Consider the following 12,239-nt stretch of genomic DNA (forward strand, 5'->3'; position numbering starts at 1 on the left):
ATGCGTTTTCCGAGCTATGCAACAAAACTAACGTAAAATAATCATTTCTCATTTTGAGCTATATGTATACTAAATTTTATAATAATTTATTAATCCTTCTTAAAAGTTTGATATATTACAGGTATAACAAAAATTGTAAATATAGTACCGATGCTTAATCCTCCAACTATTACAAAGCCTATAGAATTACGAGCAGCAGCACCGGCCCCGTCTGCAAAAACTAGAGGTAAAGCTCCGACTACGGCAGCAAGAGTAGTCATAAGAATTGGACGTAAGCGAAGTTTTGAGGATTCTATTATAGCTTCTTGAACCTTTACTCCTTTTGCTCTTAGCTGATTAGCAAATTCTACTATCATAATAGAATTCTTAGTAATTAATCCAATTAAAGTAATAAGTCCTATATTACTATACATATTAAGGCTATTACCGGCAAGCCAGAGAGCAAGTACACCGCCGGTTATTGAGAAAGGTACGGCGAGTAATATTAATAAAGGGTCAGTAAAGCTTTCAAATTGAGCTGCAAGCACTAAATAGATAAATATAAGAGCAAACACAAATGTTATAAGCATATTACTGTCTGCCTCTCTCATTTGTTTAATTTCTCCGATATATTCAATTATAGTATTACTAGGATCAAGTAACTTAGCGGTTATTTTATTGATTTCATTAATTGCATCATCAATTTTCCCGTCAGGAGCAAGATCGGAAGAAATAGTAACGGATTTTGAATTATTATAATGATTATATGATTTTACTGATATTTTTTCCGTAATATTGGCTATCGATTCAAGCGGTAACATATTATTATTTTTTGCTCTGATTAAAATTTTACTAAAATCGCTAATATCTTTTCGATCTTTTTGATTAAATTGTAATATAACGTCATATAAATCATTACTCATTCTAAAATGCCCGAGTTGTTGACCTGCAAGTAAATATTGTACCGTTTTGCCTATATTTGCCAAATCCATTCCGTATAAATAAGCCTTATCACGGTTAACTTCTATACTTATAGTCGGCATTGCCGATTGTAAATTTCTATTGACGTTTAAGAAAATAGGATTTGTTTTCATTATATCAATAAATTGTTGTGATATTTTATCTAGATCATCATATTCAAGGTTTGTTTGAATAGTAAACTCGATAGGGCTACGTGCATTCCCGCTAACCATTGAACGTGGATCCATAGCGCAAATCGACATGCCCGGTATTTCAGAAAACTGCTTATTTAACATATTCTTAATAGTTTCTTGGGAACAAGAACGCTCACCCCAATTTTTTAGAGGAATGAATCCAAAAACATTATCGCTACCGCCTGCACCTATTACCATCAGATAACCTAATATATCTTTATAATTAGCAAGGATTTTTTCGGCTTCTTTCACTACTTTAGTAGAAGATTCTAAATTAGAACCTTCAGGACCTTTAAGAGAAACTTGTAAAAATCCATCATCTTCTTGGGGTACAAAAATTTTTTGAGTAAATTTAAAACTAATAATCAGCACTATAAATGATGATGCAATAATGATGACAAATTTCTTTTTATTGTCAAAAGTTAGCTTTAGATAGTAAATATATTTATTTTGAATAAATTTTAGAATGTCGTTAAACTTTACTAAGAATTTTGGTAAGTCCGTATTATGTTTTGTAACCATACGACTTGACATCATAGGAGTTAAAGTTAAAGCAACAAATCCTGAGAATAAAACACAAAATGCTAAAGTCCAAGCAAATTCAATAAATAATTTCCCGATAAAACCCTCTATAAAACCCACGGGTAAAAATACGGCAGCAAGCGTAATAGTCATAGCAATGATTGCAAAGCCGATTTCTTTAGAAGCAAGCATAGCCGCTTCCATGGGTTTATGCCCCATTTCATTATATCTAAAAATGTTTTCAAGCATAACTATCGCATCATCGACCACTAAACCTATAGCAAGTATCATAGCAAGGAGCGTAAATATATTAATAGAAAATCCAAAAGCATACATTACGCTAAAAGTACCGATCAACGATACCGGAATCGTTACAAACGGAATTAAGGTAATTCTAGCAGAAGCAAGAAATAAATAAGTGACTAAAACTACTAATATTAAAGCTTCAAAAATTGTTTGAAATACTGCATAAATTGATGCTTTTACAGGTGTTGCTCCATCATATGCGATACCCATGCTTATTCCTTTGGGCATGGATTCTTTAATTCTTTCTAGTGCTTTAGTGACTTCATGTGATAAATCTATGACGTTAGCTTTTGATTCTTTTATAAGACCAAGGGCAATAGAGCTTTTGCCGTTATATCTAAAAATTATGTCCTCATCGGGAGAAGTTAAAGATATTTTTGCTATATCTCGTAATTTTATGATACCTCCGTTTTGTACTTTTAGAATAATATTACCGAATTCTTCCGGTGTAGATAAAGAACCTTCAAGAGTTACTATAAAATTATTGCTTTTTGTTTTAATCGTACCTGCGGGATAATCTTTATTTTGCTCTTTTATTGCGGATTCAATCTCCAATAAAGAAATTTTATGTTGATATAATTTTTTAGAATCGGGTTCTATTCTCATTATATATTCCCGACCGCCGTAAATTTGTGACTGTCCTACGCTTTCAAGTTTATCTAACGGTGTTTGTAGATTATCTTCGACGATCTTTGTTAATTCTAAATCGCTATATTGATCACTTTTAACGCTTATGAAGAGGCTTGGGAAATTATCGGCATCAAGTTTTGCAACTGACGGGGCTTTCATATCTTGCGGGAACATATAAGTGATATCCGATATTTTGGTACGGACATCGTTTAGTGCTACTTCAATATCGGTAGATAATAGAAACGATAAAGTAATACTACTTTCGCCGGTAGAACTTTGAGAAGTTATATAATCTAAATTTTTAACCGTCTTTAAAGCTTTTTCTATACGTGTCGTTATTTCTTGCTCCATATATAAGGCATCGGCACCTGCATAATGAGCTTCGACATTTATAATAGGAACTGAAATATCCGGAGTACCTCTAATTTGTAGTTTGGTAAAAAAATTGCTCCAAGAGCTACGATAACCAAATTCAAAACTGTAGCAAAGACAGGGCGTTTAATACAAATTTCAGACAATAACATTGGATTTAATATATTTTTCTTTAAAAATTTTATTCTAAATTAATGTGAATAGCGAATTATTACATAATCTGCTATTCGGTTAGAAATATTCTATATAAAAGGTGAAAGACGGTTTCTACTTTTTATGTAAATTAAGTATATATTGTTTTTTATTAAAAAACTTATAATTTTTTATAGAGTAGAAAATTAGTTTTTGTAATTTACTACTGACAATAAATTAGGGTTTTAATGATAAATTTTCACTATAACTGATGTAAAATGGCTACATTTTTCTATAGATTAATATAATAACGTATATATTTTAAACTTTGTAAATAACTGGCATTTGCAGTATGTGGGTAGTTTGTTATAATTAACTTACATAAAAAATATATTGATGTATATTATTGCCAGTTGTATATATTGTTTTATAAAAAAACATCAATACATATTAACCTATCAAAGGAGAATTGATTTTATTATGAGTACACATAACAAAAAAGAACCAAAAAAAATGAATAAAACCGAATTTATAGCATTTATGACCGACCATGGTCATAATCATAAACATGCTTCACATAAAACATTAACAAAAGCTGAGGCCGAGAAAGCACTGAATTTAGTTCTTGATAGTGTGATTAGTGCTATAAAGAGTCACCATAATATTAATATAACAGGTTTCGGTTCATTTGAAATACATCATAGAAAAGCACGTGAGGGTCGTAACCCAAAAACCGGAGCAAAAATGAAAATAGAGGCTTACAATCAACCTACTTTTAGAGCCGGAAGAAAAATGAAAGAAGCTTGTAATTAAAAGAAGTAACGTATTTACAGTACTAATAATTTCCGAACCCCGTTACACGCTTGCGGGGTGACACTAGAAAAACCGGCTCATGCGATAATGCTCTGCAAAAGTCGGAATGATATAGAATACTTCTTAAGTACAATTCATAATGATATTACAACCATTGATAATTGAACGCCTAGAGTTTCACTTAAAACATAATAAGCTATACAATAGTTGGCTTATCGAAGCCGAAAATATAGAGCAAGCTTTAAAAGATTTAGAAGAGTTTATATATATTAAGCTTTTTAAGAATAGCATTCCTCTTGCAAACAATCCTGATTATCATTTCATCGCTAGGGAAACTTCAGCTACATCTAATGCTAAAAATATTTCTATTGAACAAATAAGAAAATTACAAGACTTCTTAAGTAAAACTTCTGCAATTTCAGGTTATAAAGTTGCAATAATTTATTCGGCGGATCTTATGAATTTGAATGCAGCGAATTCATGCTTAAAAATTCTTGAAGATGCACCAAAGAATAGTTACATTTTTTTAATTACTTCAAGAGCTGCAAGTATTATTTCTACAATTAGATCAAGATGTTTTAAAATTAATGTTAGATCATCTATCCATCATACTAAAAACGAATTATATTCCGAGTTTATTCAGTCGATAGCAGATAACCAAACGTTAGATTTTATTAATCGCTTTACTACTAAAGACCGAGAATTATGGCTAGATTTTATTGATAATTTATTATTATTAATGAATAGAATCCTTAAAAAATCTGCCAATGTTAATATTGAACTTCTAAATTTGGAAAATAAGATTTTTAATAAACTATCAAATAGACACCCTTCATATTTACTGCAAAAATTTACCGACATAAAAAAGTTAATATATAATACCATTGATTATGATTTGGACTTAAAAACAAGTTATATATTAGTGGTGAATGAGTTTTCTAGTAATTAACACGATAATCACTACGTTCCTTTCTATGTTATCCATAAAACAACAAAATATATTGAGATACTCCTTTTTTTTTAAATAGTTAATAGATATTCAAGATAGAAAGCGGCCTCCCTCTAGAATATAAATTTAATTTATGTTTTATTTTGACTATTGTTCATTTACTCGTAGTATATATTAGGTTTTAGGAACTTTATAAATTAAATTATTTGCATGTTTAAAACTTTAACACAAAATTTAACGAAGATTTTTGATAAGCTAGTTAGCTCAGGCATTTTGACGGAAGCCCAAATAGATGCTGCTATGCGGGATATAAGAGTGGCTCTTTTAGAGTCAGATGTTGCATTACCGGTGATAAAAGATTTTATAGCGGAAGTTAAACAGAAAGCTTTAGGGCAGGAGATTATTAAGTCTGTTTCACCTGGACAGATGATAATTAAAATTATCCATGAAGAGATGATCAATCTCTTAGCTTCAAGTAAAAGTGAGACAAAGCTAAATTTAAATTCAAAGCCGCCCGTAAATTTCCTAATGGTAGGGCTGCAAGGGAGTGGTAAAACTACGGCGAGTAGTAAGCTTGCTTTACGGCTTAGAAATCAAAATAAGAAAGTTTTACTTGTTTCTTTAGATACTTACAGACCGGCCGCACAAGAGCAACTCGCTATACTTGCAAACTCAGTACAGATTAATTCATTACCTATTGTGCAAGGTGAGAAACCCCTCGATATTGTCAAAAGAGCTATTGCCGAGGCTAAAATTTCTGCTTATGATGTCGTAATTTATGATACGGCAGGTCGTACACAAATTGATAAAGCTATGATGGAGGAAGCGCTTGCAATAAAAAAGATAGTGGAGCCTACAGAAACTTTGTTAGTAATCGACAGTATGACAGGGCAGGATGCAGTAGTTACGGCAAGTAGTTTTAATGAAAAGTTAGCAATTTCAGGATTAATTTTATCTAGAATTGACGGCGATTCCAAGGGTGGTGCAGCACTCAGTGTAAAATATATTACTAAAAAGCCGATTAAATTTTTAAGTAGCGGTGAAAACCTAACTGATTTAGAAGAATTCGATGCTGAACGTTTAGCTTCGCGAATACTGGATATGGGTGATATTATCTCTTTTGTTGAAAAAGCAGCTAGTATCGTTGATAGAGAAGAAGCTGAAAAAACGGCAGCTAAATTAAAAAAGGGTAAGTTTGACTTAAATGATTATCTTCAGCAAATGAGAAGTATAAAAAAAATGGGAGGTTTTGGAAGTATACTTAGTATGTTACCGGGTAGCGGTAAAATTATGGATCAAATAGATCAATCAAAATTAAATAGTAAAATAATTGAACATCAAGAAGCAATTATTTTATCTATGACGCCAAAAGAACGTAAAAATCCCGATATAATTAATGCTTCTCGTAGGAAACGTATAGCTGCTGGAGCAGGAACTACGGTACAAAAGGTAAATATTTTGCTAAAGCAATATAAACAAATAAGCGAGATAATGAAAAAAGCCAGTAAAATGAATCCTAAAAATCTATTACGTAGCGGAATTGGAAAATTGTTTTCTTGAATTTATATTGTATCTACATTATGTCATTCCTGCGAAGGCGGAAATCCAGTCAAGCATATAAAAACAAGTGTTTGTATGGTTATTTTATCAAGTATGTAACTTCTGTAGCAATATTGAAGTTATTTTTCTGGATTCCCGCCTACGCGGGAATGACATCGAGTAGGTTTTCCGATCCATGCAACAATGCCGACTTGATCGTGGGATCCAGTTAAAAATACTAAAATTATATGGACCCTGTGGTCAAGCCACGGAGTGACCTTTTCCTTAAGTTGACACCCATGTGTCTTCGCAGGAATGACATCGATGGTTTTTTTTAAAACTATCCAGTAGTATAATAAGTAACACATATTGACCTAGTATTAAATTTAATTAATTTTTAATTTCAAAGCATTTGCAAAAAATGTATGAATATTGATCAAATAATTGGCACTACCTTTTAAATCACTACCACTACCATGCCCACTATATACACTTCCTAGAAAGTCAAGTTTTAGTATTTGGGTTTTTCTCAAGCACATACTCAAAAATTCTTCCATGTCATGGGTGTACACGCTGCTCTAATACTGAATCTGTAATTAACACAGCTTGGTATTTTTGCATTAAAGATAAATTCTCTAGTGGTGCATATTTTTTGATATGTACTAAATCTTCTACTTTGGATCACCATATTCTGTAACCCATGAATGTCCTGCTCCGAATTCTTTATATCGTATCCAGTATCGGCACTTCACATGCTATAGCTCCAAATAAATCAGGACGCTGCGTCATTGCAACACTTACTAGCAATCCGCCGTTACTTCCTCCTTTAATTCCTAAATACTCAGGGCTAGTAATATTTTGCTTTATTAAATCCTCTGCTACCGCGATAAAATCATTCAATTCGGTTTGACGTTTTATTCCTTGAGTCGCCTTATGCCACTCAGGACCAAACTCTCCGCCACCTCTAATATTAGCAAGAACACTAACCCCGCCATGTTTAACCCATACTTCATTTTCCATGCGAGAGAAATATGGAGAGTTGATTACTTGAAAACCGCTGTATGCTTCAAGTAATGTTGGATTCTGACCATCAAATTTTGTACCTTTTTTATAGACAATTATGGTATTTTAACTTCATCTGAGCTTGTAGCTTCCTTTTGATCTATAACATAATTTTTGCTATCAAACGGATATAAAGGCTTTCTAATAACTTTGAATTCATGAGTTTTATCCTATAAATAGATAGTGGGAGGAACTATAGAATTTTCTATAGTAATTAATGCATCTTCTTCCTCATCATCAGACAATATACCAAAAATTGTATTTTCATAAGACAGTAAAGTTACCGGTTTTGTCCATTCATTATTTTCTAATGTAAATGTTACTACTTTTGAAATAACATTCTCATAGCTAGTTAAAAATACCGTATCTTTAGTCATTCCTACAAAATACAATACTTCCCTCTCTGTTGGGGTAAATAATATTTTTAAGCTAGCTTTATCGCTATCTTCTTTTAGAAGATCAGCGTATTGTATGGCAACAAGTGAACCTGCTTTATATTACTATCTTTAAATTGCCAATCGGAATGCAGTAGCCAAAATACATATTATTTAAAAGAACCTTCAGGTGTTGCATCTGATGGCATATTTATTTTTTGTAATTTTAAGCTCTCATCTTTAGTATCTAAAATATAATTATCGTAATTATAAAAATCCTTATCTGCAGATATAAATATTAAAGATGAAGAAATATTATCGGATAAAAGCTTACTGGCTGATACACGTATATAATTCTTTAGTATTTCAAATAATTTTTTGGCTTTCTCTATAGGTTCTCCTCGCTTCCATATGTAGAGCGAGCTAGGATATAAAGAGTCAGTCACTTCCTCTTGATGTAAAACTGGATAAATATAATAGTATCTTGATCAACCCAAGTAGGGACAGTAAATTTACCTTCTAGTAATTTCCCGCTACTTGTTTTTGGCTCAAAACCATTTTTTACAAAATCTTTTTTCTCTGAATCCCATGTTCTAAAAAACATCTCATCCTTACCGCCAAATGACATGGTAATTAAGAAACGATTAGGGTTTTGAAAACAATCACTCCCACCTCGATACATTACTTTTTTACCGAGTTTTTGGGATAATTTATCAAAATCGATTAGAACTTCCCAATTTGGTTTATCTTTCGAGTAATTCTCAACCAATGTCCTACGCCATAACCCTTGCGGGTTTTTATAATCCATCCAAAAATTATATACGTAACCTTTACGTATAGCACCAAAAGGAGTGTTGCTTTGATCATAGCAAACAGATTCTATTTCTTTCTTAACTACCTTATAAGTAGGCATAGATTGGCAAGCCTTTTCTGTTTTATCAGTATGCTCTTTTGCCCATTTTAGAGCTTCAGCTTCTTCTAGAAATTTAGTGTCTGTTGGGTTATATATTTGTTCATTATTACTTCCCATAGCTTGAACACAAAAAGTTAATAAAAAAATTATAAAATAGTGGGTAATTTTTTAGTGGGTAATTTTTTTTCATAATTTTAATAATATCTATTAAATTAAAAGCTTTATTTAAAGTTTGCTTTGAATTAGAATAGTGTTTTATCATACACCTTGAATAAAATCAAAGAAAATGCTAGGTTTTGTGGACATTGCTAATTGATTTGTTATTTTGAGGTCTTTTTTAGCGAAAATTAATAAGATTTTTGTAGAAATAGTTATTCATATTTCAAAAAAATCTTATAATTTGTAGCAAAAAATAACCAAAATTAAATCTTTTTAGAAATGTCCACAAAACCTAAACTAGCACTAGCAAAAATACAAAATATGAGAGTTATGGCTAATGATTTAAGTATTTATATTCATTGGCCTTTTTGTTTGTCAAAATGTCCGTATTGTGATTTTAATTCTCATGTAGCAAGTACTATAGATCATAATCAGTGGCTTAAATCTTATGAAACTGAAATTGAATATTTTAAGGATATTATTCAAAATAAATATATAAAATCTATTTTTTTTGGGGGCGGTACTCCCTCTTTAATGAATCCTGTAATAGTTGAAGGAATAATAAATAAAATCAGTAATCTAGCAATTATTGATAATCAAACCGAGATAACTCTAGAAACTAATCCCACATCCTTTGAAACTGAAAAATTTAAAGCATTCAAAGCCGCCGGAATTAATCGTGTTTCAATAGGAGTGCAATCCTTAAAAGAAGACGATTTAAAAAAATTAGGTAGAACTCATGATTGTATGCAGGCCATTAAAACAATTGAGGCGGCAAATACGATTTTTCTACGAGTGTCATTTGATTTAATATATGCACGTAGCGGTCAGACATTAAAAGACTGGCAAGAAGAATTAAAACAAGCTATGCAGCTCGCTACCTCACATATTTCTCTTTATCAATTGACTATCGAAAAAGGTACGCCGTGTTATAAATTATTTAAGGAGGGGAATCTGATTTTGCCGCATTCAGATGCGGCAGCTGAAATGTATGAATGGACGAATCATTATCTAGAATCTAAAAAGTATTTTAGATATGAAATATCCAATTATGCTATGATAGGGCATGAATGTTTGCATAATTTAACTTATTGGAATTATAATAGCTATTTAGGTATAGGCCCCGGAGCTCATAGTAGAATCATTGAATCCTCAAGTTCGGTATTGGCAATTATGATGTGGCATAAACCTGAAAAATGGTTAGATTCGGTTAAAACAAAAAATGTTGGTATTCAAACTAATACTAAGTTAGCACATCAAGAGATTATTGAAGAAATGCTAATGATGGGTTTACGCCTTAGCAAAGGTATCAATATTTCTACATTAGAGCAGAAATTAAACACGAAATTAGAGAATATTTTAGATATGAATAATCTTAAGCATTATCAAGCGTTAGACTTAATTAGACTAGATGAAAATATCTATCTTACCGACAAAGGTTTAATGCTGTATAGCTACATAGTACCTAGATTGATTATATGAAAATTATTCAAGTAATTTTAAAGTTTATAATTATTTTTATTATTTCTTCTATTCATGTTATGGAATGTAAACTTGAGTTTAAAAAAGATATATGTGAATGGTGTTGAGTATGATCAAAAAGTCGGAAATCCAATTACACCGATAGCAGATGCTATTAAAGCAGATAATATTGATGAAGTAAAAAAATATTAGATGAGGGATATGGAGTAAATCAACCATATTTGGGCTGGGCTCCTTTAGATTATGCTATATCGAATAATAATATATTGCCGATTTTTTATTAAAGTGTGGTGCACCTATGAATTTAATCCATATAAATATAGGATTTATGAAGCCGGAAATTGCCAAACTTTATAATTAATCAGGGAATGAGTCCTAATTTAAGATATGAAGACGGTATTACCGGAATGATGCTAGCCGCAGAAAGAAATAATCTTGATTTAATAAAACTTTTGCTTAAGTTAGGTGTTAATCCTAATGTTCAAAATTCTAAAACCGGAATGACTTCCCTTATTATGCATCATCATATCTTAATGTTGAACCTACTCGTATTTTATTAGAATATGGAGCGGATCAAAAAATTAACGATTGCAAAGAGAAAAGAGCTTTAGATTGGATAGTGGTGGATGCTAATAGAACTTTACATGCTTCTGACGCAGAATACTATACTGCTTTATTTGTTGCTCCATTTAAAACTAAACTAAAAATTATAGAAGAAAGAAATAGCATAAAGACTCAAAACAAAGAAAAGCAATAAAAAAGCTTCTCAATTCTCACCGTTAAATTTTTGTAGCGTTTCTATTTATACTTCACAAGTTAGGATAAAAACCTATCTTAATTTTCTGCCTTATGTTCTGTATCTGTCATTGCAAGAAAATTGCATAGCAATTGACGAAGTAAGGAAGAGAAAAAATCCTGATTTACAGAATTTTTTTTATTATTTTTTGGGGAGTGCCATGCAGTCTACGACTGCGATGTTGTTAGCCCGATTAAGATATCTTGGTAGCTCAATTGATTTAATATACCTTTAAGGCTAATATATATTATAGGTAGATTCTCATGTCCTTTATGTACAATCCCCCAAATTAAATAGTCAACTATAGGAGATAAGTTATCATTCTTCTTGGTCATTTGGACGGTATGCAGCATCTACATGCCAATCTCAATCATTATACGGCGATTGAGAGCTACGTTCATTATGCGAATTACGTCTTGGTGCTACTGCTCTAATAATATTCTTATCTTCTTTATATAATACAGGCAAACTACCAATTATCCCTATTACTCCATACATATGACAAATTAATTCTTCTATTCCGCTAATCCATACCTCACCGTCATAGGGAGTCATTATATTATAATTTTTTTGATCGATATTTTTTATATGTATAATTTCTGCATTATTATTTACGGCATCTTTAATTTCTTTTGTATAATTTACATATTTTGTATCTACTCAATATAAATCTTTGTTTTCTTTCAACCAGCTAGTTAATCTAACGATTTTATTGTTTAAATTTTCTAATTTTGCTATACAAGTTTTTTCATCTAAAATTTTCCTCCAAACATCATAGCACGCATTATTATAGTCAATATTAGTATCTTCAATGATGAAATAAAATACCTATAGTATTAATATGAGCATCTTCTATTCAAAGTATAGGATGTACTATTTCAGATATTTTTTCTTTTGGGAATATTGCCTCTACTTTATTAGAATCACCTTGTAAAAATTCTATTCTATTATCTTCTTTTTGATAACTATATTTTAATTTCGCTTTTCCTGGGATTCCCGCTTTCGCGGGAATGACATAAAACGCATTTTTCAATTCAGACAACAATGCTTATAGTTG

6 protein-coding genes and 3 pseudogenes are annotated in these 12,239 nt (G+C 31.2%); 5 read left to right on the forward strand and 4 right to left on the reverse strand.

The window, feature by feature from the left end; all coding sequences use genetic code 11:
• Window positions 1-89: 89 nt before the first annotated feature.
• A pseudogene (locus RAT170B_RS00510) lies at window positions 90-3,115 on the reverse strand (efflux RND transporter permease subunit).
• A gap of 460 nt (window positions 3,116-3,575) precedes the next feature.
• On the opposite strand from RAT170B_RS00510, the gene RAT170B_RS00515 reads away from it, so the two are divergent.
• The 3 genes from RAT170B_RS00515 (at window position 3,576) to ffh (ending at window position 6,417) form a co-directional block, all read left to right on the forward strand.
• A complete protein-coding gene (locus tag RAT170B_RS00515) occupies window positions 3,576-3,908 on the forward strand; it encodes an HU family DNA-binding protein (RefSeq protein ID WP_045805327.1) in 333 nt (110 codons plus the stop codon).
• A gap of 139 nt (window positions 3,909-4,047) precedes the next feature.
• Window positions 4,048-4,857 carry a DNA polymerase III subunit delta' gene (locus tag RAT170B_RS00520; protein WP_186786257.1) on the forward strand — a complete coding sequence of 270 codons (810 nt, stop codon included), beginning with the start codon at window positions 4,048-4,050 and terminating at the stop codon, window positions 4,855-4,857.
• Between the two features lie 210 nt (window positions 4,858-5,067).
• Window positions 5,068-6,417: a signal recognition particle protein gene (gene ffh / locus RAT170B_RS00525; RefSeq protein WP_014013923.1), complete on the forward strand. Its 1,350-nt coding sequence runs from the start codon at window positions 5,068-5,070 to the stop codon at window positions 6,415-6,417.
• Between the two features lie 365 nt (window positions 6,418-6,782).
• Here the strand turns inward: ffh and RAT170B_RS10905 are convergent.
• Window positions 6,783-8,862 (reverse strand): annotated as a pseudogene (locus tag RAT170B_RS10905) (prolyl oligopeptidase family serine peptidase).
• A 321-nt stretch (window positions 8,863-9,183) separates the two neighbouring features.
• Between RAT170B_RS10905 and hemW the strand changes: the two are divergent.
• Both hemW and RAT170B_RS09470 read left to right on the forward strand, forming a co-directional pair.
• Window positions 9,184-10,386 (forward strand): radical SAM family heme chaperone HemW, encoded by a 1,203-nt coding sequence (hemW, locus tag RAT170B_RS00555; RefSeq protein ID WP_045805329.1) that lies wholly within the window; start codon window positions 9,184-9,186, stop codon window positions 10,384-10,386.
• 221 nt (window positions 10,387-10,607) lie between these two features.
• Window positions 10,608-10,946: pseudogene (locus tag RAT170B_RS09470) on the forward strand (ankyrin repeat domain-containing protein).
• Window positions 10,947-11,548: 602 nt separating this feature from the next.
• On the opposite strand, the gene RAT170B_RS00575 reads toward RAT170B_RS09470, so the two are convergent.
• Together RAT170B_RS00575 and RAT170B_RS00580 are read right to left on the reverse strand one after the other, a co-directional pair.
• Window positions 11,549-11,737, reverse strand: a complete 189-nt coding sequence (locus RAT170B_RS00575; RefSeq protein ID WP_045805331.1) for a hypothetical protein — start codon at window positions 11,735-11,737, stop codon at window positions 11,549-11,551.
• A gap of 301 nt (window positions 11,738-12,038) precedes the next feature.
• A complete protein-coding gene (locus RAT170B_RS00580) occupies window positions 12,039-12,224 on the reverse strand; it encodes a hypothetical protein (protein WP_045805332.1) in 186 nt (61 codons plus the stop codon).
• Window positions 12,225-12,239 lie beyond the last annotated feature (15 nt).

It is taken from the genome of Rickettsia argasii T170-B (assembly GCF_000965185.1).
Taxonomy (GTDB): domain Bacteria; phylum Pseudomonadota; class Alphaproteobacteria; order Rickettsiales; family Rickettsiaceae; genus Rickettsia; species Rickettsia rickettsii.

Coding starts and splice junctions, on each gene's coding strand:
- RAT170B_RS00515 (WP_045805327.1), top strand. CDS start 3,576: ATGAGTACACATAACAAAAAAGAACCAAAAAAAATGAATAAAACCGAA.
- RAT170B_RS00520 (WP_186786257.1), top strand. CDS start 4,048: ATGATATTACAACCATTGATAATTGAACGCCTAGAGTTTCACTTAAAA.
- ffh (WP_014013923.1), top strand. CDS start 5,068: ATGTTTAAAACTTTAACACAAAATTTAACGAAGATTTTTGATAAGCTA.
- hemW (WP_045805329.1), top strand. CDS start 9,184: ATGTCCACAAAACCTAAACTAGCACTAGCAAAAATACAAAATATGAGA.
- RAT170B_RS00575 (WP_045805331.1), bottom strand. CDS start 11,737: ATGACTCCCTATGACGGTGAGGTATGGATTAGCGGAATAGAAGAATTA.